Origin of the sequence: Streptomyces sp. NPDC090025, assembly GCF_044748125.1 — a bacterium.
GTDB lineage: Bacteria > Actinomycetota > Actinomycetes > Streptomycetales > Streptomycetaceae > Streptomyces.
Window position 1 is genome coordinate 426004 of record NZ_JBIVFL010000002.1, and the last position, 23319, is coordinate 449322.

The window sequence follows — 23319 nt, forward strand, 5'->3', positions numbered from 1 at the left end:
GGGGCCGGGGGCCACGGGCCGCTCAGGTCACCACCACGGTGTGGCACCAGCCGCGCGCCGTCGCCGTCACGGAGCCGAAGTCCCGCCGCCGGGCCCGTGTCAGCGGATCGGCATAGGCTGATGAGGTGTACGAGGAACGCCCCGCCCGGCTCGCCGGAGCGGTCGTCTGGACCCGCGCCACCGGCGCCGCCGACCCGGCGGACGCCGGCGTCCGCCCGGTGCTGCCGGACGGCTGCATGGACCTGATCTGGGCCGACGGGCGGCTCCTGGTCGCCGGACCCGACACCACGGCGTACGTCCCCGAGCGCCCGCCACCCACTACGCGGGCGTCCGGTTCGCGCCCGGCGAGGCGCCCGGCGTGCTCGGCACCGACGCCGCCGCGCTGCGGGACACCCGTACCGACGTCGCCGCGCTCTGGGGCGACCGTACCGCCCGTACCCTCGCCGACCGGATCACCGACGCCGCCGATCGCGCCACCGCCCTGGAGGACCTGGTGCTGCGCCGGGCCGCCGACGCGGCCCCGCCCGATCCCCGGCTGCGCGCCGTCGTCGCCCGGCTGCGGGCGGGCGCACCGGTCGGGGCCGCGGCCGACGAGGCCGGGTTCGGCGTCCGGCAGCTGCACCGGCGCTCGCTCGCCGCCTTCGGCTACGGCCCCAAGACCCTGGCCCGGATCCTGCGCCTGCAGCGCGCCCTCGCCCTCGTCGCGGGCGGCGTGCCGTACGCGACGGCGGCGTACCGCGCGGGCTGCGCCGACCAGGCCCACCTGGCCCGCGAGATGCGCGCCCTGACCGGCCTCAGCCTCACCGAGTACCTGACCGGGACCTGACCGCCCGGCCCACCCGGCCCGTGCCGCCCGCGTCGCTCAGGACGCGTCCGCGTAGAGCGAGACGCCGGTGCCGTCCGGGTCGAGCACCACCGCGTACCGCTGGCCCCACACGGCGTCCCACGGCTTCAGGTGGCTGCGGTGACCGGCGGCGACCAGCCGGTCGTGGACCGTGTCGACCTGGGCCGGATCCGCGCAGCGGAACGCCAGGGCGACCCGCTCGCCGCCGCTCGGCCGGGTCCACTCCGGATCGAACGACCGGATCGTCTCCTCGGTGTCCCACAGCACCCGCAGCCCGCCCGGCAGGGTGACCTCGACGTGCGGGGCGCCGTCGGCGGCGGGCGGGACGTCGAGCCCCAGCAGCCGGTAGAAGGCGAGCGAGGCGGCCATGTCGCCGGTGACGAGACCGATCACGTCGAGCCGGGGGGAGGGGGCGGCGGCGTCGGCGGGGGAGGGCTGGTTCGTGTTCATCCGCCCACCGTAGGAGCGCCGCCTCCGGCCCGTCTTGTACGGATCGGACACGGCGCGCCGCCGGAACCGGAACCCTCATCCGGCAGGGTCAGCCGGTCGCGGTTCCGGTCCCGGTCGCGGTCTCCGCCGGGGCGGTCTCCACGTCGCGCAGGTGGCGCAGCGGCGAGAAGAGCACCCAGAGCCCGCCGAGGCTCGCCCCGACCAGGCCGATCCGCAGGGCGGCCCGCAGCCCCACCCACGTCGCGAACGCGCCGCCCAGGAGCGCGCCCAGCGGGATGGTCCCCCAGACGATCCAGCGCACCGCCGCGTTCATCCGGCCGAGCAGCTCCGGCGGGCAGATCTGCTGCCGGTAGGTGACCTGCGCGGTGTTGTAGACGAGGGCGCCGAAGGTGAAGGCGAACCAGCCGAGGCCGTACAGCAGCACCCGCCACCCCGGGTACGCCAGCGGGGCGAGGCAGGACGGCAGCCCGAGGGCGAGCGGTGCCAGCCAGATGACCCGCGCCGAGCCGATCTTCCGGGCGAGCCGGCTCGCGAGCAGGCCGCCGGCGACGCCGCCGACCGGCCCGAGGGCGAGCAGCAGCCCGGCCTGTCCGGCGGAGAGCCCCAACTCCCGTACGAGGAACGGCATCTCCATCGCCGAGGCCATGTGCGAGAACAGGTTCACGGTGGCGGTGCAGGCCACGATCCGGCGCAGCACCGGATGCCGGACCACGAACCCGAGCCCTTCGCCCATCTGCTGCCGGAACGGCGGCCGCGGTCCGTCCGGGCGGGCGGGCTTGGGCTCCGGGGTCCGGATGAGGAACAGCGAGGCGGCGCTGACGAGGAACGACGCGGCGTCGGCGACCAGCGCCCGGGCGCCGCCGATCGCCGCGACGAGGATGCCCGCCACCGTGGGACCGACGGTCGCGGCGGCCGAACTGGTCGTGCCCAGCTTGCCGTTGGCGTCGATCAGCGATTCCTTGTCGACCAGGACCGGCACATAGCTCTGGTACGCCACGTCGAAGAACACCGTCAGGGAGCCGGTGACGAGCGCCACCACGCACAGGTGCGTCAGGGTCAGCGTGTCCAGGTACCAGGCCACCGGCACGGTGATCACGACCGCCGCGCGCAGCAGGTCGCACCACATCATCAGGCGGTGCCGGGCGACCCGGTCCACCACCACACCGGCCGGCAGCGCGACGAGCAGGAAGGCCAGCGAGCCGAGCGCGGTCAGCAGGCCGACCTGGAAGTTGGAGGCGTTCAGCGCGGTGACGGCGAGGAACGGCAGCGCGAACGGGGTGATCATCGAGCCGAGTTCGCTGATGGTCTGGCCGTTCCACAGCAGCATGAAGTCGCGGTGGCGCAGCAGGGAGGGGGGTCCGGCGTCGGCGGCGGATCGGGTGTTGGTCACGGCATCGGTCCGATGGGTCGTAGGGGCTCGGCGGCGGCTCCGGCGAGCAGGGTCGGGTACCGGGCGGCGAGCCGCCGCGCGGTGGTCTCCTCGAAGAGGTCCTTGCTGTACTCGAGGCGTCCGGCGCAGCCCGCGCCGTCCCGGGTGAGCGAGAGCGCCAGATCGACCTTCGCGGTACGGGTGTCGCCGAACTCCCGGGTCACCCGGCAGCCTTCGAGGCGCAGTCCGGGCGCGGTCGCCGACTGGTGGCTGAACATCAGCTGGAACAGCGGATTGGCGCCCGGGTCCCGGGGCGGGTTCAGCTCCTCCACCAGGAGCTCGAACGGCAGCGCCTGATGGGCCAGCGCGCGTCGGCTCTCCTCGCGCGCCCGCAGCACCAGGTCGCGGAAGCTCGCCCCGTCCGGCACGTCGAGCCGCTGCACGACGGTGTTGCCGAACATGCCGATCAGCGCGAAGTGGCTCTCGCGCTCCCGCAGGGCCACCGGCGCGCCGATCACGACCTCCCGGGCGCCGCTCTCCTCCCGTACCAGCGCGGCGAACGCGGCGAGCGTCACCACGTACGGGGTGGTGCCGCAGGCCCGGGCCAGCAGGTCGACCTGTCCGACGACCTCGGGCCCGACGGTGAACGGCACATGGGCCCCGGCGAAGCTCCACACCGCCGGGCGTGGCCGGTCGGCCGGGACGCCCGCCAGCGCGGGCAGTCCGGCGAGGTGCTTGCTCCAGTGGTCGCGCGCCCGGTCCAGGGCGGTGCCCGCGATCCGTTCCGCCTGCCACCGGGCGAAGTCGGCGTACTGCTCGGTCAGCGGCGGCAGTTCGGGCGGGCGACCGGCCGCGAGCGCCGCGTAGCACGCCGAGAGCTCGCTCTCCAGGACGGCGAGCGACCAGCCGTCGCACGCGATGTGATGGAGCGTCAGGCAGAGTAGGTGCCGGTTCGGCGCCGTCGTGAGCAGCAGCGGCCGAAGCACCACGCCGCCGCTCAGGTCGAGCGGCCGCCGCGCCTCGGCGGCGGCGAGCCGTTCCGCCTCGGCCGCCGGGTCCGGGTGTCCGGTCAGATCGACCTGGGGGAGCGGTACGGGCCCCGGGGGCCCGACGACCTGGCGCGGCCCGCCCCGGGCCGTCCGGATGCCGGTCCGCAGCACCTCGTGCCGCCGGACCAGCTCGGTCAGCGCCTCCGCGATCGCCCGGACGTCCGGCTCGCCGTCGATCCGGTAGACGACCGGGACGGTGTAGGCCGGGGTGTCCGGGTGGAGCCGGTCGAGGATCCACAGCCGCTTCTGCGCGCAGGAGACCGGATGGTCACCGGTCATGGGGACACCCCGTCCGCCGCCGAGGTTCCCTCGGCGGCCCCCTCGCCCGGCTCCCCGACCGCGCCCGCTTCCGCCCCCGTTCCCGCCCCCGTTCCCGTTCCCGCGTTCGCCCGGGCCGCGGACACCTCCGCCGCGAGCCGCTCGATCGTCGGGTCGTACAGGTACTCGCCCAGGTCCACCCGTACGTCGAAGGCGGCGTCGACCCGGGAAAGCAGCCGCATCGCGAGCAGCGAATGGCCGCCGAGCGCGAAGAAGTCGTCGGTGACGCCGACCGAGGCGAGACCGAGCAGCTCGGCCGCGATCGCCGCGAGCTCCCGTTCGAGGCCGGTACGCGGCGGTACCGCGGCCACGTCCTCGCCGTCCGCCGGAACCGGCGGCAGCGCCGCCCGGTCCACCTTGCCGCTGGTCGTCAGCGGCAGCGCGGGCACCACCACGAAGGCGGCCGGCACCAGCCACTCCGGCAGTCGCCCGGACAGGAACTCCCGTAGCCCGGCGGGCCGTTCGCCGGGCACGACCGGGGACAGATGGGCCACGAGCCGTCGCTCGCCCGTCGAGTCGTCGGCGACCACCGCCACCTCGCGCACCTCCGGGTGCAGGCGCAGGGCCGCCTCCACCTCGCCCGGCTCGACCCGGTAGCCGCGGATCTTCACCTGGTCGTCGGCCCGCCCGAGGAAGTCGAGCCGCCCGTCCGGCAGGACCCGCACCAGATCCCCGGTGCGGTACATCCGGGCGCCGGGCTCCGTCGCGTACGGATCCGCCGGGAACCGCTCCCCGGTCAGCTCCGGCTGCCCCGCGTAGCCCCGGGCCACGCCGGGACCGCCGATGAACAGCTCGCCCGGCTCCCCGGCCGCGACCGGCGCCAGGTCCTCGCCCAGCACATAGCAGTCGGTGTTCGCGATGGGACGGCCGATCGGCACCGAGCGGGCGTCCGCCGCGAGCGCCGTCACCTTGCCGCAGACGGCGAAGGTGGTGGCCTCCGTCGGGCCGTACCCGTTCAGCAGGCGGCCGGGCCTGGCCGCCGGATCGAGGCCGAGGAGCCTCCGTACGGCCGCGACGTTCAGCGCGTCGCCGCCGACCAGCAGGGTACGCAGCCCGGCGAAGCTGTCGGGCCGGTCGGCCATCACCGCGGTGAACAGCGCGGAGGTCAGGAACATGGTGGTGATCCGGTGCTCCGCGAGCGCCCGGGCCAGCGCACCCGGCGTCAGCACCGTCCGGGTGGGGATCACCACGACCGCGCCGCCGTTGAGGAGCGCGCCCCACACCTCGAAGGTGAAGGCGTCGAAGGAGGAGTCGGCGACCTGCGCGATCCGCTCGTCGGCCCCGAGGTCCACGTAGTCGGTGTCGCGGACCAGCCGCAGCACCGAGCGGTGCTCGACGACGACACCCTTGGGGCGGCCGGTGGATCCCGAGGTGAACAGGATGTACGCGGGGACCCGGGACCCGGCCCCGGGGAGCGGCGGCGCGATCAGGTCCTCGGCCCGCTCGGCCCCTTCGGTCTGCTCGGCCCGGTGGGCCCGCTCCGCCAGCCGCAGCTCCTCGGCCGTCACCGTCACGGCCGCCTCGGCGGCGGCCAGCATGTGTTCCCGCCGCTCCGTCGGGTGGGCCGGGTCGACGGGCACATAGGCGCCCCCTGCCTTGAGGATCGCGAGCAGCGCCGTGACCAGCTGATGACCGCGCTCCAGGAGCACGCCCACCCGGGATCCTTCGGTCACGCCCCGGCCGCGCAGCAGCCCGGCGAGCCGGTCGGAGCGGGCGTCGAGCTCCGCGTACGTGAGGGTGTGGCCGCCGTCCACGACGGCGGGCGCGTCCGGCCGGGCCCGCACCTGCGCGGCGAACACCGAGGGGATGGAGGCGTCGGCCGGGTAGGGGGTGCTGGCCCCGCGCAGGATGCTCACTTCTCGCTCTCCACTTCGCTGTCGAGATCGCTGTCGAGATTGCTGTCGGGATTGCCGTCGAGGGACGCGGCGTGCGCCGCGGCGCGTTCCCGCAGCGCGCCGTCGTACCGGACGCGGCCGCCGGGACCGGCGAGGCGGGGCGCGGCGACGGCGGTCCTGCGGATCATCGTGACGCTGTTCTGCCGGAGCTTGTGCGACTCCAGGAGGTTCAGGACCTCCAGCTCGCCCGGCCGCGCCCGCTGCAGCCCGGACAGATAGCGGAGGATCGCCTCGCCCTCCGGATACGTCATCAGATAGTGCAGGACCACCACGCCACCGGCCGGGTCGATCCGGTCGAGGAAGTGGTCCAGGAAGTACAGGCAGTCCCACGCGTCGACCCAGGCGAAGTCGATCGGCTCGAAGCCGGTGGGCAGCGCGCCGGCGGCCTCGCGCAGCGGCGCGTCCACGACGGTGACCCGCCCGGCGAGCCCGAGCCCGGCGAGGACGTCCTCGACCCGCCCGGCCGATGACTCGGGGACCGACCGGTCGTCCACGGCGACGAACCGCGGCCGGTACGGCTCCAGATGGGCGGCCGGGGCGGCGAGCGCGGGCTCGGCGCGCAACCAGTCGTCGTCGAGGGCGGCCCCGGAGCGGAGGTAGGGCCGGGTCTTGGCGGCGAGCAGCCGCGACTCCTCGTCGGCCAGGGCCTCGGCCTCGGCCAGAGCGGCCGCGAGGAACGGGGTGGTGTAGCCCATGCCGACCTCGAGGACCCTGCGCGGCCGCGTCATCCGGATCAGCCCGGCCAGGAACGGGGCGACGGCCTCGGTGCCCATGCCGGGCACCCGCAGCGGGGCGACCGCCCGCGCGAACGCCGGGCTGTCCGTCGACATGCCGCTCCGCCAGCTGTGCTCAACCATCGGCGTTCTCCCGGGCATTCAGTGCGGCGATCCGTTCAAGGCCGGTCAGGACGGTGTCGGCGGGCAGCCCGAAGTCGATCAGACAGGCGATCTCGTCCACCCCGATGCCCCGCAGCCGCTTCACCGCCCGTGCCGCCGTCGCGGGCGAGCCGAGCAGCCCACAGTCGTCGACATAGCGGTCGAAGGAGCGCCGGACGAGGAACTCCAGGTCGTCCGGGTGCAGTTTCGCGGGATCGACCCGGCGTCGGCCGTCGAGCCCCGAACCGAGCAGCAGCCCGAGCGAGCCGCGCAGATAGCGCAGCAGTGGCTCGCGCACCAACTCCCGTACCCGGTCCGCGTCGTCGTCCAGGAACGTGTGCACCATCAGGACCACGTGCCGGCCACCGGCCGCCCGGTACTCCCCGATCTTGTACGCGAGGTCGGCCAGGTCCTGGCCGAGCAGATGGGTCAGGACGCCCGCGCCCATCGCCCCGGCCGCCCGGAAGGTCTCCACCCCGCCCGCGCTGGTGATCCAGGTCGGCAACTCCGGCTGCACCGGCCGGGGATGGACCGACACCTTCACCTCGGTGCCCGTGCCGTCCGGGAAGGCGAGCGCCTCGCCCCGCCAGAGCTCCCGCACCTGGCGCACCCGCTCCGCCAGCACCGCGCGCCGGTCGGCGTACGCCTCCGGGCGCAGCGCGAAGTCGGCGGCGTGCCAGCCGGACGCGAAGGAGACGCCGACGCGGCCGCCGGACAGGTTGTCGACGACGGACCACTCCTCGGCGATGCGCAGCGGATGGTGCAGCGGCGCCACGACGCTGCCCGCGCGGATCGCCACGCGCTCGGTGACGGCGGCGACCGCCGCGCCGGTGACGGCCGGGTTCGGGTAGAGGCCGCCGAAGGGGTGGAAGTGCCGTTCCGGGGTCCACACGGCGGCCAGGCCGTGGGTGTCGGCGAACCGGGCCCCGTCGAGCAGCAGTCGGTAGCGCGGACCGGTGAACTCCTCGCTGTCGGCGGCGAAGTAGAACAGGCTGAAGTCCATGCCGCGCGGCGGCGCGGAACCGGCCCCAGGACCGGCCGCGGGCCTGGGACCGGGGGCGGGCCCGGAGCCGGGGGCGTGATCAGGTGAGTGCGTCATCGTTGACCTCACTGACGATGCGGCGGAGCGCGCCCCGGTCCACCTTGCCGTTGGCGTTGCGGGGCAGGGCGTCGAGGTGCGTGAAGCGGCGCGGCACCAGATGGATCGGCAGCGTCCCGCGCAGCGCGCGGATCAGCTCCATCCGGCCGGTGCTGCGCCCGGTGTAGCAGGCCACCAGATCGGTGACGCCGTCCTGGGCGACGCCGAGCACCACGGCCTCGGTGACCGGGTCGAGCCGCCGCAGCGCGGCCTCCACCTCGCTCGGCTCGACCCGGTGGCCGCGCACCTTCAACTGGTCGTCGAGCCTGCCCCGGTGGACGAGCAGACCGTCCTCGACCCGGACCCGGTCCCCGGTGCGGAACCAGCCGTCCACGAAGCGGCCCTCGTCGTCGCCCGGGTCCAGATAGCCGTCGAAGCGCTGCACCCCGCGCACCCACAGCTCGCCCGTCCTCTCGACGACCCGGTGCTCAAGGCCCTCGTACACCCGCCCGATGGGGACGGTGCCGTTGGAGGTCACCGGCCAGCGCCCCGGGTCCGTGGGCAGCCGGAACTCGGCGCAGGCGACGGTCAGTTCGGTGGGTCCGTAGAGGTTGTCGACGGTGGCACCCGGCGCCACGGCATGCCACAACCGGGCCTGGTCCAGGGTGAGCTGCTCGCCGCAGAACACGCTGTGCCGCAGCATCGACGGGCGCCCGGTGGGGAGTTGCCCGAAGCCCGCGCCGACCGAGACGGCCGACGGCACCGAGAACCAGTGGGTCAGCCCGCGCCCGGTCAGATAGTCGACCGGGGCGAACAGCTCGGAGCGGGACGGCACCACGAGGGTCGCCCCACCGCCCCAGGTGACGAACAGGTCGTACACCGACAGGTCGAAGGTCAGCTCGAAGGTGTGCGACATCCGGCAGCCCGGGCCGACCCCGAAGCGCGCGATGTTGTGCGCCAGGAACGGCAGCACCTGACGGTGCCGGATCGGGATGCCCTTGGGCCTGCCGGTCGTGCCCGAGGTGAAGAGCAGATACGCGAGCCCGTCCGGATCCGCCGCGTGCGGCGCGAGCAGCCCGGTCGGCCCGGCCGCGGCGACCTCGTCGTCCGTCAGGGCCAGTACGGGACGGCCGTCGGCCCACCCGTCCCCGGCCCGCCCTGCGGCGCCCACGTCGGCCACCACCAGGTCGACCCCGGCCGCCGCGCAGACGCCCGCGTTCCGCGCCGCCGGGTGGTCGGGGCCCAGCGGAACGACCGCGGCGCCGAGCCGCAGCGCCGCGAGATAGCCCGCGTACGCGACCAGCCCACGGGCCGCGAGCAGCCCGACCCGCTGGACCCGGCCGATCCGGTCGGCCGCGCCGCCCCCGGCGGTGATCCGCTCCGCGACCGCGTCGGCGGCCCGCAGCAGCTCCCGATAGGTCACCGTGCGGCCCGCTCCGGCGCCCGCTCCGGCGCCCGCGCCGCTCCCGCCGTCCTTGGCGGCGCCATTGTCCCCGGCGGTGCCGTCGTACGGGAACTCCACGGCGACGGCGTCCGGCAGGCGCGCGGCGGTGGCCGCGACCACCTCGTACAGGCTCCGGATCATGCGCCGCCCCGCAGGAACGCCGCCTGCCCCCGCACGGTCGGGTGCTGGAACAGGTCGGTGGCGCGCAGCTCCCCCGGGGTCAGCTCGTTCAGCTGCTCCCACAGCAGCAACAGCAGCAGCGAGTTGCCGCCCGCGTCGAAGAAGCCGACGTCCAGCGGAATCTCCGCCACGTCGTGGCCCAGGGTCTCGGCCCAGGCCGCCCGCACCGGGCCGATCAGCTCGTCCGCGTCGCTCACTTCTCGTCCTCCCGATGCCGGCCGTCGCCGGTCAGCGCTGAAATCCTGGTCCCCGGAGCCGCGGTCACCGCGGTGAGCAGCCGCTCGTACCGTTCGGCGGCCCGGCCGACCGTCGCGGCGTCGAAGAGCTCCCGGTCGTACTCCCAGATGAACTCGATCGCCCGCGGCCCCGCCCCGTCGCGCCGCCCGATGGTCTGCTCGGCCCGGGGGATCGCGATGACATTGAGATCGAACTTGGCGCTGCCGTTGGCGATGCCCGGCGTCACCTCGACCTCAAGCCCCGGGATGCGCACGGTGGCTGACGGGGAGTCATGGAAGGCGAACAACACCTCGCACAGCGGTTGCCGACCCCGCACCCGGGGCGGCCGCAGCGCCGCCACGACCCGGTCGAACGGCAGCTCCTGGTGCGCCAAGGCGCCGAAGGTCGTCCCGCGCACCCGGCCGAGCAGCTCGCGGAACGTCGGATCGCCGCGCAGATCGGCCCGCAGCGCCACCGTGTTGACCAGCATGCCGAACATGCCGTCCACCTCGGGCCGGGTGCGGGCCGCCATTCCGGTCGCCACGCAGAAGTCGTCCTGCCCCGACCAGCCGCCGAGCAGCACCTCGAACGCGGCGAGCATCACCGAGAACAGCGGCACCCGCTCGCGCGCGGCGAGCGCGCGCACCGCGTCGGCCAGCTCGCCCGGCACCGTGAAGCGCGGCGCGTCACCGGTGAACCGGCGGCGTGGGGTGCGCGGCCGGTCGGTGGCCAGGTCGAGGAAGTACGGCACACCGTCGAGCTGCTCGCGCCAGTACGCGAGCTGCTCCTCGGCCTCCGGGCCGTCCAGCCAGGACCGCTGCCAGACCGCGAAGTCGGCGAACTGGACGGCCGGCTCTGGCAGCGGCGAAGGCTCGCCCGCCGCGAACGCCCGGTACAGCGCGCACAGTTCGTCGACGAACAGGTTGAACCCCCAGCCGTCGTGCACCAGATGGTGCTCCAGATGCAGCAGCACATGCCGGTCGTCGGCGGTCCGCAGCAGCCGCCAGCGCACCAGCGGCAGCCGGTCCACCGGGATCTCCGCCGCCACCTCGGCGCGCACCGCCGCGCGCTCAGCGTTCTCCGTGCGCTCAGTGCTCTGCGCGCCCTCCGCGTCCTCGCCCGGCCCGCGCAGATCCGTCACCGGCAGCTCGACCCGGTACGGCGGATGCACCACCTGCACCGGGCCGTCCGGCCGTTCGACGAAGGTCGTGCGATAGACCTCGTGCCGCCGCACCACCTCGGTGAGGGCGGCGGCGAGCACCCCGGCGTCGAGCGCCCCGGTGAACTCGATCCTCGCCTGGAACTGGTAGGCGAGCATGCCGGGGTGCAGCCGCGTCATGAACCAGAGCCGTTCCTGCGCGCTCGACAGCGGCAGCGGCACGGTGCCGTCGCGCGGCACCGGACGGATTCCGGCGGCGTCGTTCACCGGCCCTCCCCGGTGGGCGCCGAAGGCTCCGCGTCGCCGACCGCGTCGCCGGCCGCGTCGCCGACCGGGACGAGGGCCGTCCAGTCGACGGCCGCACCCGCCGCCCACAGCCGTCCGGTCGCGGCGAGCAGCAGCTCCCACTCCGTACGGGTCTCCAGGCGGCCCGGCAGGGTCTGCACGACCGACGCCAGGGCGTTCGCCGGGCGGTCCGGATGGCCGAGGGCGAGCCGGGTGAGCGCCTGACCGGGGCCGAGTTCGACGAGCACGGGGCCGGGCAGCCGCCAGATCTCGGCCAGCTCGTCGGAGAAGCGGAGCGTCCGGGACAGCTGGCGGGCCCAGAAGGCCGGGCTCGTCACCTCCGCGTCGCGCAGCCAGGTCCCGGTCACGTTCGACAGCATCGGGACCCTCGGCGGGGCGAGCGGCACGGTACGCAGCAGCTCCTCCAGCGGACCGGTCAGCGGCTCCGTCATCGTCGAGTGGTAGGCGTGCGCGGTGGCCAGCCGCTGGCACGGCAGGCCCGCCCCGGTCAGCCGCCGCGCGGCCTCCTCGACCGCCTCGACCGGGCCGGAGAGCACGGTCTGCTGCGGGCCGTTGAGCGCGGCGAGCGACAACTCCCCGCCGAGCGGTCCGGCCAGCGGTCCGGACAGTGGTCCGGCCTGCGGCCCGTGCCCGCCCGCCGCGCCGAAGACCTCCGGTCCTGCCGCGACCGCGAGCATCGCGCCCGGCGGCAGCTCGTCCACCAGCCGCGCCCGCCCGGTGACCAGCCGCAGCGCGTGCTCGACCGGGAACACCCCGGCCAGGCAGGCGGCCGTGTACTCGCCGACGCTGTACCCGGCGAGCGCGGCCGGTCCCGCGCCGAGCGCCGTCAGGGCCCGGGCCAGCGCGTACTGGAGCGAGAAGAGCAGGGGCTGAGCCACGACCGTGCGGTGGATCTCCCGCGGCGCCGTGTGCCGGTCGAAGCCGTCGGCGGGTCCGGAGCCCTCCGGGCCCCCGGCCGTCGTCGCGGAAGTCGCCGGGAAGAGGACGGCACGCAGATCGAGGCCGTGCTGCTCGGCAAGGATCCGGAAGCAGTGGTCGAGCTCCGCCCGGAACACCGGCAGGCACCGGTACAGACCGGCACCGAGCCCCGGGTACTGGTCGCCGACCCCCGAGCACAGGAACACCCGGGAGGCCGCGTCGCCGGGGGCACCCGAAGCGCCCGGCCCGCCCGGCCCGCCCGGCCCGCCCGGCCCGCCCGTGAACACCCGCCGTACGTCCCGCTTGCGCAGCCAACGCGCCGCGTCGCGCGCCGAGCCGGCCAGCACCGCCCGGCGCACCGCGCCCGGCTCCGGCGGTGCGGCGGGCAGGTCGGGCACGGCGGGCAGCGCCGCGAAGCCCGCCTCGCCGCGCGCGTCGAGCCGGTCGGCGAGGTCGTCCGTGGCCCGTTCGAGCAGCTCCACGGTCGGTGCGGACAGCGTGAGGAGACGCGGCGGTACGGGGGCGGGCGAGGCTTCGCGTACGGTCATGGCGCCACCGCCGCCCGTACCGCGTCCGGCCAGCTCCGCGGGTCCAGGCCGTGCCGGCACAGGAACGCGTAGGCGAAGCGTTCGAGCCCGAACCCGGCGCACCCGGTGAAGACCGGCTCGCCCGCCTCGTCGCCGATCCCGAAGGACCGGCCGAAGAACTGCTCGTGGTAGTTGAACGAGCCCACGGAGACGTCACGTTCACCGTCCAGGGGCAGCCGCAGCTCGTACTTCAGCTCAAGCAGCTTCTGCGACCAGGCGCGCGCCGCGGTCGTGTCGTTGAGGAAGAACGGATCGCCCGCCACTTCGCACCGCCCGCCCAGCTCAAGGGCGTCCACCAGCTCGTACGCCCGCTCCATCAGCCGCCGTCGCGCGTCGAGCACGAACTCCGGTGTGCCGAGGAAGACGATCTCGCGGATCGTGAAGTCCCACAGCCGCTCCAGGGAACGCCGGTAACGGGACTCGTTGCGGAAGGACTTGCCCTTCGCGGTCACCACCAGGGAGGTCTCCGGCAGCGGGGCGTCCGCGAACTGGTGGTACGTGTGGAAGCACATGGTGGGTGGCACGCAGAGGTCGAAGCCGCCGCTGTGCGCCGCGAGCGCGGCGCGCGGATCGCCGCCGTCCGCGAGGTCGTCGAGGAAACGGCGGTAGCTGTCGACGTCGCCGTGCAGCCGCGACACGGACATCACCATCTGCGGGAACGACTCGAAGTAGCCGGTACGGCGCAGCGCGTCGGTGGTGATCAGCGTCGGGTAGCGGAACTCCCGGGCGCCTTCCCCGGCGCCGAACTCGGCCGTCACCAGCCCGCGCAGCAACGCGTCCAGATGGTCCATCAGCGACAGGACCGGCTCGCCGACGCCGATCTGACCCGCGCCCGCCTCCACGGCCGCGCCGCGCGCCACCAGCTCGTCGTACACGTCCGCGACCGGCGAGGTGTCGGCGGCGCGCCAGACCACCTTGGGCTCGACGAACCGCTGCCCGAGCAGGTCGTTCGCGGTCACCAGGTTGATCTTGCGGGTGAGTTCGGCGGCTTGGGCCGCTGCGTCCGCGTGCGGGTCCCCGTCGGAGTGACCGTCGTGGCCCGCGCCGAACTCCACGTCCACCGCCGTGATCTGGTCGCCCGCCGCCGAGCGGACCAGTGAGAAGCCGGTGATCGTCTCCGAGACGAAGTAGACGCGCTGGGCCAGTTCCTGGGCGAGTTCGGCGGGCAGCGCCGGTTCCAGCGGCAGTCGGGCCGTGCGGGTCCGCTCGCTCACCGCGCCTCGCCTCCCGAGGAGGCGCCACCGGGCGCCGAGCCACCCGACACCGAGCCGCCCGACACCGGGCCACCCGGCACCACACCTCCCGGCACCGGGCCTCCCGACAACGCCCCGCGCACACCGATGAGTTCGGCGAGGATGCCGCGCTGCACCGCGTTGGACCCGGCGTAGATCGGCCCGCCGAGCGCGTCGCGCAGCTCGCGCTCGATGCCGTACTCCTCCAGGTAGCCCCGGGCGCCGTGCAGTTCGACCGCTGCCTTGGCCGTCTCGATCAGACCCTCGCTGATGAAGATCTTGGCCATGGTGGCCTCCTGGAGGGCGAGCCGCCCCTCGCGCTTCAGCCAGCCGATCCGATGGAGCAGCAGCCGGGCCATGTCGAGGCGGATCTTCATGTCCGCGATGGGGTGCGACACCGCCTGGAAGGACCCGAGGGACCGGCCGAACTGGCGGCGCGTGTTGGCCTGCCGTACGCACGTCTCCAGGATCCGCTCCATCGCGCCGACGTGCGGGGCGAACATGAAGGACCGCTCCCACTCGATCGCCGAGGTGAAGACCGGGTATCCGGCGCCCTCGCCGCCCAGCAGATTCGCCGCGGAAACCCGGGCGCCGTCGAACTCGACCACGCCCATCGGCGTGGACCGCAGCCCCATCTTCGGCAGTTCGCGCTTCTTCACCACGCCCGGTGTGTCGGCGGGCACGACGAACGCCGACAACTGGTCCTGGCGGCCCGGGTCCTCCGTACCGGTGCGGACGATGGTGACGAAGACGTCCGCCACCGGGCCGTTGCTGATGAAGCACTTGGTGCCGTGCAGCCGGTAGCCGTCGCCGTCGCGCTCGGCGGTGCTGGTCATGCTCAGGATGTCCGAACCGGCCTCCGGCTCCGAGAGCGCGTGCGCGCCGATCAGCGAGCCGTCGCACAGCCCCGGCAGGAAGCGCCGCTTCTGCTCCTCCGTGCCGTGCAGCAGCAGATGGATCACACAGCCCCAGAGGTGGTTGGTGACCGCGAAGACGAGCCCGTTGTCGGGGCAGGCGTAGCCCAGCGCCTCCAGGGCGATCATGGTGGTGAGCGGGTCGAGGCCGCGCCCGCCGTACTCCTCGGGCACCGGCCAGCCCAGCACACCGAAGTCCGCGCAGCGCTGCCAGTCCTCCCGGGGGAAGCGGGCGCCGCGGTCGGCCTCGGCCGCGTCACGGCCGAGCTCCGCCCGGGCGAACGCGATGATCTCCCGGCGCAGCGCGTGCTGCTCGGGCGTCGGTTCGACGCTCACGCGCCGCCTCCGACGAGGGCCTTCTTGCGCTCCACGAACTCGGTGACGGCGTCGACCGAGCGGAAGTTGGTGAAGGCGAGGTCCTCGCCCGCGACCTGGAGGCCGTAGGTCCGTTCGACCCACATCACCAGCTGGACGGCGAACAGGGAGTTCACCAGACCGGCGGCGAACAGGTCCTCGTCGTCCTCCACCGCCACGCCGTGCAGGTGCCCTTCGAGGAACTCCCGGACCAGGACCTTGATCTCGGCCGACTCGTCAGCCATCGCGTCACTCTCCCGACTTCTGGAACTCGTAGGACTGGTGGGACTGGGACTGGTGGGACTGGTGGGAATCACTGGACTCGCTTGACCGGTGCGATTCGTAGGAGTGGAAGCCCTGTCCGGTCTTGCGTCCGTGCAGACCGGCGTCGACCAGCCGGGTCAGGAGGGGGCAGGGCCGGTACTTCGGGTCGCCGAAGTGGTCGTGCAGCACTTTCAGGGACAGCAGGACGGTGTCGAGACCGATGAGGTCCGCGGTCTCCAGCGGCCCCATCGGGTGCCCGAAGCACTCCTTGAACAGCCGGTCCACGTCCGCCGCGGTGGACACCCCCTCGTGGAGGAGGAAGACGGCCTCGTTGATGGTGAGCATCGCGACCCGGTTGGTGACGAAGCCCGAGGAGTCCTGGACCAGGACGTGTCCCTTGCCGACGCCGTCGAGGAGGGCGCGGGTGCGGGCGATGGTCTCGTCCGAGGTGTGGTGGCCGCGGATCAGCTCGACGGTGGGCTTGAGGTGCGCCGGGTTCATGAAATGGGTGCCGATGACGTGTCCGGCCCGGCCGGTGAGCGCCGCGACCCGGGTGACCGGGATCGCGGACGTGTTCACGCCGAAGGGGACGCCGGGACGGCAGACGGCGTCCAGCTCGGCGTACAGCGGCCGTTTGACGTCCCAGTCCTCGGTGACGTTCTCGACCAGGAAGTCCACCGCGTCGAGTCGCCCGAGGTCCATGGTGAACGCGATCCGGCCGGTCACCTCCGCCGGGTCCCGCACGGGTGCCTGCGGGCGGACCAGCGGAGCGAGCCGTACGTTCGTGGCGATCTCGTCCCGCGCGGACGACAGGGCGCGCTCCGCCACGTCCACGAGGACGACCTCGTGCCCGTGCTCCGCGAAGAGCTGTGCCACCCCGCGCCCCATGGTCCCGGCGCCCACCACGCCTATGCGGTCCACCCGCGGTCTCCCCTCGTCGTCGGTACGGAATCCCGCAGCAGGCCCAGGAGTTCGTCCCGTCCCTCGCGGAAGTGGAAGTGGCCCCCGGGCAGCACCCGCAGGTCCGTCGCCGCGCGGGTGTGCGCGGCCCAGCCGTCCCGCCAGGCCCGCCACGGCTCCTCGCTCCCGGCGAGGACGGTGACCGGGCGGTCCAGCGGCTCGGACTCCCGGGGGCGGTAGCCGTCGAGCAGGGCGTAGTCGGCCCGGAAGCTCGCCAGCGCGTGTTCCCGCAGGTCGGCGTCCTGGCGCAGCAGGGCGAGGGACTCGCCGGTGCCCCGCTCGATCGCGTCGAGCAGTTCGTCGTCCGACAGGCCGTGCACCGGCCGCGCGGCGGCGGCCGACGGGGGCGCCGGGCACGAGGACACGAAGAGCCGCTCCGGCATCTCCCGTCCCCTGGCCCGCAGTTCCCGCGCCGTCTCGAAGGCCACCAGGGCGCCGAGACTGTGCCCGAAGAACACGAAGGGCCGGTCCCGGCCGAAGTCGACGGCCGACACCAGGGCGTCCACCAGCTCGTCCATGCGGGTGTACGGGGGCTCCGCCCGGCGCGTGGTCCGGCCGGGCAGGTGCACGCCCCAGACCTGGATCCCGGGCAGCTCGTCCGACCAGCGGACGTACTCGCCCGGCAGGCCCCCCGCGTGCGGGAAGCAGTAGAGGGAGGCGACGGCGTCCGGCCGGCGGTGCCGCCGCACGATCCACCCCGTCACTGCGTCCGCTCCTGCGCGAGCCGCGCGTCGACCAGCGCGGCGAACTCCTCGGCGGTGGGCGCGGCGATCAGCTCCTTGGGCGCGAGCGGCACCGGATACGCCTCGCGCACCTTGGCCACGAGCCGGGTCGCGATGAGGGAGTCGCCGCCGAGGTCGAAGAAGCTCTCGTCCGGCTCGACCTCGGGCAGATCGAGGATCTCGGCGAAGAGCCGCGCGATCCGGTCGTACGTGGAGATGCCGGGCGACGGCGGGCCGACGGGCAGCCCCACGGGCTCCACGGTCGGCCCGACGGGCTCCACGGACTCCGCGTGCCGCACGGGCCGCTCGGCGCGCACCGGCTCAACGCCGAACGACTGCCGCTCGAAGGGGTACGTGGGCAGGGCCACCCGGCGCGGACGGCGGGCCCGGTGCAGGGCTGCCCAGTCGACGGCGGCGCCGGTCAGCCAGAGCCGCCCCACGGCCGCGGGATCGTCCGGCGGCGCCTCGGGCCGCCCGGCCGACGGCAGCACCGGGCCGGGCGCGGTGACCAGGCGGTCCCGCTCCTCCCCGGCCAGCACGCGGACGGCGTCCGCGGTGTCCGTGACGACCGCGAACCGCCGGTGGAGGTGTTCCCGCCGCCCGGTCTGGAGCGTCCAGGCCACATCGGCGAGCGGCAGCCCCGGCTCTTGGCCCAGGCGCTCCGCGAGCCGTGCGGTGACGGCCGCCAGGGCCGCCGGGGTCGCCGCCGAGAGCGGCAGCACGTACGGGCCGCCCGCGTCGTCCCGAGCGGCATCCGGCCCGTCCTCTCGCTGCTCGTTCCCCTCCTCCCGCCGTTCCTGCGGCGGCTGTTCGAGCACGAGGTGCGCGTTGGCGCCGCCGACGCTGAAGGAGCTCACCCCGGCGCGCCGGGGCATGCCGACGGGCGCCCACTCCTCCGCGCGGTCGACCACCCGGAACGGGCCGCGCTCGAAGTCGATCTCCGGATTGGGCCGGGTGAAGTGCAGGCTGGGCGGGATGATCCCGTGCTTCAGCGCGAGCACGGTCTTGATCAGACCGGCCACGCCCGCCGCCGCGTCGGTGTGCCCGATGTTGGTCTTCACCGAGCCGATCCCGCACCACCGGTCCCCGCGCTCGCGGTCGCTCCCGGGGCCGTGGTCGGGTCCGTGCTCGGGGTCGTCCCGGCGGAACGCCAGGGTCAGCGCGGCGACCTCGACCGGATCGCCGAGCCGGGTTCCGGTGCCGTGGGTCTCGACGTACGTGCAGGACGTCGCCGCGACGCCCGCCACCCGCTGCGCCCGCTCGATGACGGCGGCCTGCCCGGCGATGCCGGGGGCGGTGAAGCCCATCCGGTCAGGGCCGTCGTTGTTGACGGCGGAGCCGAGGACGACGGCGTCGATCCGGTCGCCGTCCGCCATCGCGTCGGCGAAGCGTTTCAGCACCACGATGCCGACGCCGTCACCGCCGACCAGACCACCGGCGGCGGCGTCGAACGCCCGCAGCACCCCGTCCGGAGCCTGGATCCCCACCTCGTCGGGCCCGCCCACCCCGACCGGGACCCGCACGGTGACACCCCCGGCCAGGGCGAGGTCGCAGTCGCCGGACAGCAGCCCCTGGACCGCCAGATGCACGGCGACCAGCGAGGTGGCACAGGCGGCCTGCACCGTGACGGTCGGCCCGCGCAGCCCGACCCGGTGCGCGACCCGGCTGCACAGGAAGTCGGACCCGTTCGCGACCCGTATCTCCCAGTCGGACACCGCCGGCAGCGCGGCCCGGTGCGCCTTGAGGAGCTGGGCGTACGCGTTCTCGCCGCTGCCCGCGTAGACACCGACGGCCCGGGCCTCGCGCCGCGGATCGATCCCGGCGTCCTCGAGCGCGGCGACCGCGCACTCCAGGAACACCCGGTGCTGCGGATTGATCAGCCGGGCCTCGCGCGGTGAGACACCGAAGTACCCGGCGTCGAACGACTCGGGGGAGTCCAGCAGCCCTCGCGCGGCGACACCGTCGGGGCCGGTGATCCGGGTGATCGAGTCCTTGCCGTCGAGCAGATTCCGCCAGAACGCGTCGGGACCGTCCGCGCCGGGAAATCTGCAGTCCAGACCCACGACGGCGATACGTCTGTCCAACGCTGTCACGACAGCCCCCGTTTCCGTCCCGTGATCAACGGCCGGTCACGCTACCGGGCCCGCCCACGCGAAGAGAAGACGTCGGTTTTTCCCCACCGAGGCCGGTTCCCTTCCTCCGGTGGGCGACCGCGATCCAGTGCGTGACGGGCCCGGAATTTAATCGGTGGTGCCGCGTCGAGGGGCGGGCTATGGTTCTTCTCATCCGGTGCCGAGCAGAGCGCGCGGTGTTGGTTCGTCGAGAAGAAGCAGGAGGTGAGGACATTGATGACTGTCACGGTGACGGGCACTGCCCGCATTCAGGAGTTCATCGTTCCCACCCCTGTGGTCTCCGGCTGACACCCACACGGACCGCGCGCTCGGAGCGCGCCGCCGGGGCCACCCTTTGAAGGGTTCCCCTTGTCTCTCTCGTCCCTCTCGTCTTCCCGCTCCACCTTCGGCTCCACCTCCACCGACTCGTCCACCGCCTCCGCCGACGCCGCTCGGCACGCCCTCACCGCCTACGGCTGGGACGAGGGCTGGGAGGCCGAGTTCGCCCCGTACGCCGCGCAGGGCCTGCTGCCCGGCCGTGTCGTCCGGGTCGACCGCGGGCAGTGCGACGTGGTCACGCCCGAGGGCGTCGTCCGCGCCGACACCGCCTTCGTCACCCCGCACGACCCGCTCCGGGTGATCTGCACCGGCGACTGGGCGGCCGTCGACCCGGCCGGTGTCAGCGACCCCCGCTACGTACGGGCCTATCTGCCGCGCCGTACCACCTTCGCCCGCTCCACCTCCTCGCAGCGTTCCGAGGGCCAGGTCCTCGCCGCCAACGTCGACCATGCCGTCATCACGGTGTCGCTCGCCGTCGAGCTGGACCTCGGGCGGATCGAGCGCTTCCTCGCGCTCGCCTGGGAGAGCGCCGACTAGTACACACCAGCCCTCACCTGCACAGATGCCGTTTGGAGCGGCCGGATCTGTGAGGTAGGAGGGCACTATGGCGAAGAAGACGGCAGAGGAGTTCCGGGACGGTTCTCCCGAGGAGCTGGCGGGCAAGCCCCCGGAGGACCTGGTCGACCTCTACCTGCGCCGCAGCAAGAAGAGGGAGACGGTCGAGACCCTCAAGCAGCACGCGCGCGACCTGCGCCATGAGATGCACAGGCAGGGGCTCACCGTCCGCAAGGTCTGGCTGGAGCAGCGGAGCGCTTCCAAGCAGCACGTGCGACGAGAGAAGCTCGAAGGCGCGATGGCCGCCGTCATGGACGGCGAGATCAAGACGCTCGCCGTCTGGAAGACGGACCGCTTCGACCGACGGGGCATGGCTGCCATAGGCACGGCCCTGGACGAGTTCGACCGCCGGCAGGCTCGGCTCTTCGTACTCCAGGAACGCCTGGACTCCAGCCAGCCGGGCACCCGCATCGTCTTCGCGATCCTGGCCGAACGTGCTCGCGAGGAGATCAAGGACCTCACCCTCCGGGTGACGACCGGAAAGAACGCGGCACGCACCGCCGGCCGGTGGCCGGGCGGTCGCACCCCGTACGGCGTCCGTTCCCCCAGGGGATCGGGACACATCGAACAGGACCCCGCCGAGTACCCGCACGCCCGTCGCATCGCGGACGAGCTGCTGGCCGGGAAGTCCGCGATGCGCGTGGCCCACGACCTGGAACGGGACGGCATCCGGACGCGCGACGGTGCCCGCTGGGACGCCCGCGCGATCACGCGCATGGTGCGCTCGACGGCATGGGCCGGCCTGCTTCCGACCAAGGAGAGGCGGTTCGACGAGCACGGCCAGCCGCTCGACGTCTGGGTGCCCTCGGCCGAGCCCGTGCGGGACGCCGAAGGGAACCCGGTGGTGATCGGGACCGGTGTCGTCAGCCCGGGGGAGCGGCTCCGGATCCTCGCGCTGATCGAGGCGAGGATCACGAAGATGGGTGGGGGATCACGTGGGAAGCGCCCGCACGCCACCTTCCTCGGCGGCATCTTCTCCTGCCCGCACTGCGGGAAGGGCATGACCGGCAGTGGCAGCGGCAGCGCCCGCAGCCTCATGTACCGGTGCCGCACCCGATCGGTGTACGGCAAGGACGCCTGCCCCGGCGTGGTGGTCCGCGCGCCGCGTATGGACGCGGCGGTCGAGGCGATGTGGCTGAGCCACGTCTCGGCTCTCGAACACGGATCCCCGGGCCTCGACGCCATCGTCCGACGTTGGGCGGTCTTCCACGACGTGGAGAAGGAACAGCGCCGCAAGGAGGTCATGGCCGGCCTCGACGCGGCGAGGGCACGCCGCGACAAACTGGAACACGACTTTTACGTGCAAGGCATGCTGTCCGAAGACCGGTTCAAGACGTTGGCAGCCGAGCAGTCGGCGGTGATCGAGTCACTCGACCTCGAAGCGGCCGAACTCGCACGGGAAGCCGACCTCTCCGTCTTCTTCGCGGACGGTGAGGCGCTGGCGGACGCGTGGGCGGAGTCGACGCTGGCAGACCGGCGCATGCTCCTGGGCTGCGTCCTGAAGTCGTTGACGATCGTTCCCGCACGGTTCCCGGGGGACCGCACCCCGATTCTCGGCCGGGTCGTTCCCCAGTGGGTCGCCTGACATATTTCGCGATGCTGTGATCCCGGAACAGGAAAACCCTGTTCCGGGGAATCTGCGCGCCGTGGTGCATCTGTCAGCCCCGGACGGCCACCCGGCGATCACCGCTGCCCGCATCCCGAAGAAACACCCGGGACCCACGCGTCGCCCGTGATCAGAATTTACGCGGTGGATCGAGGCACAGGCGCCGGTAACCGGGGTCAGAAGGCTCGCAGCCTCTCGATGTGGCGTCTCTGCTGTTTGTCGTCCTGCTTGATGTGCACACTGACAAGCACTCTATGGCCGTCCGGCTTGTAGTAGATGCGGCCAAGTCGCTCGCTTCCCGCGATGCCCGTCGCTAATTTCGTCACCTCATACCAGCCACGCATTCCCTCAAGGTCCTTCCCGACAAGGCGCCCAGAGTCGATCTCAGTGAGTGCTTTCATCGTGGATGCTGGCGAGTCGAGGTTGGCGATCACGTCGACTGCATCGAGAACAAAGTCGAGGCGGCTGAACGCCTGAGGCAGGAACTCAATGACACCTCCGCGCCGAGGCCGTTGCGCGGTCGCGACGCGAAGTCGCTCAGTCTCCAGCGCCTCGAGTTCCGTCACTCTCCCAAGGAGTGCGTCTACCTGCGCCGCCAAGTCGTCGGCGCGTGCTCCGCTTTCTGCGGCCTCCGAGTCGGCCGCTCGCACACGCTCCAGCAGCAAGGAGTTCTCGGCAAGAGCGAGTTCTCGAAGTTCCTCGGCGTCAGCGAGGCTCTTCACCAGTTCCGCCGTGTCTGCCATGCCTCCCAGGCCTTGCCGGAGCAGGGCGAGTTGCTCTTGCAGATCTGAGTGATGACGTTCTGCGAGGGCAACGGATTCTCGGTGTCGATGCTCGCTCGCTTGGGCGTTTGCAAGATTGTGACGGAGCTGCGCGAGCTCCCGCTCAGCCGCCTCGCCCTTGCGTGTCGCGACGTACAGCTGGTTGAGCAGTTCCTCGATCCGAGCCTCGGCATCAGCGAGTCGAGCGGTTGTCGGATCCGTGTCTGGCACCGTCGGCGCGAGAGACGAAGGGGGTGCGATGACAGCGCCGACGAGCGCAAGTGCTTCGGCCTGGCTGCCCTTGAAGCGAAGGCGCGCGAACCAGTCGTAGAAGTTTCCGTTATCTGCTGGACGATGGCTGACGTCCCAGCGCTGGACGCTGAGGTCTGCGTCCTCAAGCGCTGACACCAAACTGCTGGCAACGCGCTCCGACGCGTTGAAGACGACGTAATGCCCGTACTGGTTGGTTTCGAGGTGCCACTCGACGTCGAAACCGCTGGCCTTCTCCAGCGGTTCACCGGCAATGGGAGCGTAGGGAACCTCTGCTCCGGCGAACAGGAAACGATCGCAGTCCGCCAGTTCCCAGCTCGATCCGTCCAAGTCGATGAGATCGCCCTGCCGGAGCGGGTAGACGGAGCCCGCATACGCGACGCCCGCATATCCATCGGGAGTCAGGCGAATCGGACGGCGGACTCCGGACTCGACTTCCGTTCCGTGGTCAAGCACTCGCACGAGTGCCTTGGCGCTCGCCAT

The 23319-nt window shown here is 73.2% G+C and carries 18 protein-coding genes and 2 pseudogenes; 3 read left to right on the plus strand and 17 right to left on the minus strand.

Annotated features, from left to right (window positions below; all coding sequences use genetic code 11):
- The first annotated feature begins 125 nt into the window (after positions 1-125).
- Positions 126-826: pseudogene (locus tag ACIPXM_RS07805) on the plus strand (helix-turn-helix domain-containing protein).
- A gap of 36 nt (positions 827-862) precedes the next feature.
- Here ACIPXM_RS07805 and ACIPXM_RS07810 read toward each other — a convergent pair.
- The 16 genes from ACIPXM_RS07810 to ACIPXM_RS07885 form a co-directional block, all read right to left on the minus strand.
- Positions 863-1294, minus strand: a complete 432-nt coding sequence (locus ACIPXM_RS07810) for a VOC family protein (protein WP_401653096.1) — start codon at positions 1292-1294, stop codon at positions 863-865.
- An 88-nt stretch (positions 1295-1382) separates the two neighbouring features.
- Entirely contained in the window at positions 1383-2684 is a 1302-nt protein-coding gene (locus ACIPXM_RS07815) for an MFS transporter (RefSeq protein WP_401653097.1), read from the minus strand.
- Positions 2681-3991 (minus strand): condensation domain-containing protein, encoded by a 1311-nt coding sequence (locus ACIPXM_RS07820; protein ID WP_401653099.1) that lies wholly within the window; start codon positions 3989-3991, stop codon positions 2681-2683. Before ACIPXM_RS07820 ends, ACIPXM_RS07815 begins: the two co-directional genes overlap by 4 nt.
- Positions 3988-5886, minus strand: a complete 1899-nt coding sequence (locus ACIPXM_RS07825) for an amino acid adenylation domain-containing protein (RefSeq protein ID WP_401653101.1) — start codon at positions 5884-5886, stop codon at positions 3988-3990. Before ACIPXM_RS07825 ends, ACIPXM_RS07820 begins: the two co-directional genes overlap by 4 nt.
- Positions 5883-6782 carry a hypothetical protein gene (locus tag ACIPXM_RS07830; protein WP_401653103.1) on the minus strand — a complete coding sequence of 300 codons (900 nt, stop codon included), beginning with the start codon at positions 6780-6782 and terminating at the stop codon, positions 5883-5885. The genes ACIPXM_RS07825 and ACIPXM_RS07830 overlap by 4 nt, the downstream gene beginning before the upstream one ends.
- Complete coding sequence (locus ACIPXM_RS07835; protein ID WP_401653105.1) at positions 6775-7899, minus strand: MupA/Atu3671 family FMN-dependent luciferase-like monooxygenase; 1125 nt, start codon at positions 7897-7899, stop codon at positions 6775-6777. The genes ACIPXM_RS07830 and ACIPXM_RS07835 overlap by 8 nt, the downstream gene beginning before the upstream one ends.
- Positions 7883-9463, minus strand: coding sequence for an AMP-binding protein (locus tag ACIPXM_RS07840; RefSeq protein WP_401653107.1), 1581 nt, complete (start codon positions 9461-9463; stop codon positions 7883-7885). Before ACIPXM_RS07840 ends, ACIPXM_RS07835 begins: the two co-directional genes overlap by 17 nt.
- Positions 9460-9699 carry an acyl carrier protein gene (locus ACIPXM_RS07845; RefSeq protein WP_401653109.1) on the minus strand — a complete coding sequence of 80 codons (240 nt, stop codon included), beginning with the start codon at positions 9697-9699 and terminating at the stop codon, positions 9460-9462. The genes ACIPXM_RS07840 and ACIPXM_RS07845 overlap by 4 nt, the downstream gene beginning before the upstream one ends.
- Entirely contained in the window at positions 9696-11144 is a 1449-nt protein-coding gene (locus tag ACIPXM_RS07850; protein WP_401653111.1) for a condensation domain-containing protein, read from the minus strand. Before ACIPXM_RS07850 ends, ACIPXM_RS07845 begins: the two co-directional genes overlap by 4 nt.
- Positions 11141-12649 (minus strand): acyltransferase domain-containing protein, encoded by a 1509-nt coding sequence (locus ACIPXM_RS07855; protein ID WP_401653113.1) that lies wholly within the window; start codon positions 12647-12649, stop codon positions 11141-11143. The genes ACIPXM_RS07850 and ACIPXM_RS07855 overlap by 4 nt, the downstream gene beginning before the upstream one ends.
- Positions 12646-13902, minus strand: a complete 1257-nt coding sequence (locus ACIPXM_RS07860; protein ID WP_401653115.1) for a hypothetical protein — start codon at positions 13900-13902, stop codon at positions 12646-12648. The genes ACIPXM_RS07855 and ACIPXM_RS07860 overlap by 4 nt, the downstream gene beginning before the upstream one ends.
- Positions 13899-15170, minus strand: coding sequence for an acyl-CoA dehydrogenase family protein (locus ACIPXM_RS07865; protein ID WP_401653117.1), 1272 nt, complete (start codon positions 15168-15170; stop codon positions 13899-13901). The genes ACIPXM_RS07860 and ACIPXM_RS07865 overlap by 4 nt, the downstream gene beginning before the upstream one ends.
- Positions 15167-15433, minus strand: coding sequence for a phosphopantetheine-binding protein (locus tag ACIPXM_RS07870; protein WP_401653119.1), 267 nt, complete (start codon positions 15431-15433; stop codon positions 15167-15169). Before ACIPXM_RS07870 ends, ACIPXM_RS07865 begins: the two co-directional genes overlap by 4 nt.
- Positions 15434-15437: 4 nt before the next feature.
- Positions 15438-16373, minus strand: coding sequence for a 3-hydroxyacyl-CoA dehydrogenase family protein (locus ACIPXM_RS07875; protein ID WP_401653121.1), 936 nt, complete (start codon positions 16371-16373; stop codon positions 15438-15440).
- Entirely contained in the window at positions 16361-17116 is a 756-nt protein-coding gene (locus ACIPXM_RS07880) for a thioesterase II family protein (RefSeq protein ID WP_401653123.1), read from the minus strand. The genes ACIPXM_RS07875 and ACIPXM_RS07880 overlap by 13 nt, the downstream gene beginning before the upstream one ends.
- Positions 17113-19218: a beta-ketoacyl synthase N-terminal-like domain-containing protein gene (locus ACIPXM_RS07885; protein ID WP_401653125.1), complete on the minus strand. Its 2106-nt coding sequence runs from the start codon at positions 19216-19218 to the stop codon at positions 17113-17115. Before ACIPXM_RS07885 ends, ACIPXM_RS07880 begins: the two co-directional genes overlap by 4 nt.
- 396 nt (positions 19219-19614) lie before the next feature.
- On the opposite strand from ACIPXM_RS07885, the pseudogene rsgA reads away from it, so the two are divergent.
- Positions 19615-20112: pseudogene (gene rsgA, locus ACIPXM_RS07890) on the plus strand (GTPase RsgA); the annotation flags it as partial.
- A gap of 76 nt (positions 20113-20188) precedes the next feature.
- Positions 20189-21784 carry a recombinase family protein gene (locus ACIPXM_RS07895; RefSeq protein WP_401653127.1) on the plus strand — a complete coding sequence of 532 codons (1596 nt, stop codon included), beginning with the start codon at positions 20189-20191 and terminating at the stop codon, positions 21782-21784.
- A gap of 197 nt (positions 21785-21981) precedes the next feature.
- Here ACIPXM_RS07895 and ACIPXM_RS07900 read toward each other — a convergent pair whose 3' ends face one another.
- Positions 21982-23319, minus strand: coding sequence for a hypothetical protein (locus ACIPXM_RS07900; protein ID WP_401653129.1), 1338 nt, complete (start codon positions 23317-23319; stop codon positions 21982-21984).

Excerpts from the sequence above, each read along its gene's own strand:
- ACIPXM_RS07810 (WP_401653096.1), bottom strand. The coding sequence starts at position 1,294 with ATGAACACGAACCAGCCCTCCCCCGCCGACGCCGCCGCCCCCTCCCCC.
- ACIPXM_RS07820 (WP_401653099.1), bottom strand. The coding sequence starts at position 3,991 with ATGACCGGTGACCATCCGGTCTCCTGCGCGCAGAAGCGGCTGTGGATC.
- ACIPXM_RS07830 (WP_401653103.1), bottom strand. The coding sequence starts at position 6,782 with ATGGTTGAGCACAGCTGGCGGAGCGGCATGTCGACGGACAGCCCGGCG.
- ACIPXM_RS07835 (WP_401653105.1), bottom strand. The coding sequence starts at position 7,899 with ATGACGCACTCACCTGATCACGCCCCCGGCTCCGGGCCCGCCCCCGGT.
- ACIPXM_RS07840 (WP_401653107.1), bottom strand. The coding sequence starts at position 9,463 with ATGATCCGGAGCCTGTACGAGGTGGTCGCGGCCACCGCCGCGCGCCTG.
- ACIPXM_RS07855 (WP_401653113.1), bottom strand. The coding sequence starts at position 12,649 with ATGACCGTACGCGAAGCCTCGCCCGCCCCCGTACCGCCGCGTCTCCTC.
- ACIPXM_RS07870 (WP_401653119.1), bottom strand. The coding sequence starts at position 15,433 with ATGGCTGACGAGTCGGCCGAGATCAAGGTCCTGGTCCGGGAGTTCCTC.
- ACIPXM_RS07895 (WP_401653127.1), top strand. The coding sequence starts at position 20,189 with ATGGCGAAGAAGACGGCAGAGGAGTTCCGGGACGGTTCTCCCGAGGAG.
- ACIPXM_RS07900 (WP_401653129.1), bottom strand. The coding sequence starts at position 23,319 with ATGGCGAGCGCCAAGGCACTCGTGCGAGTGCTTGACCACGGAACGGAA.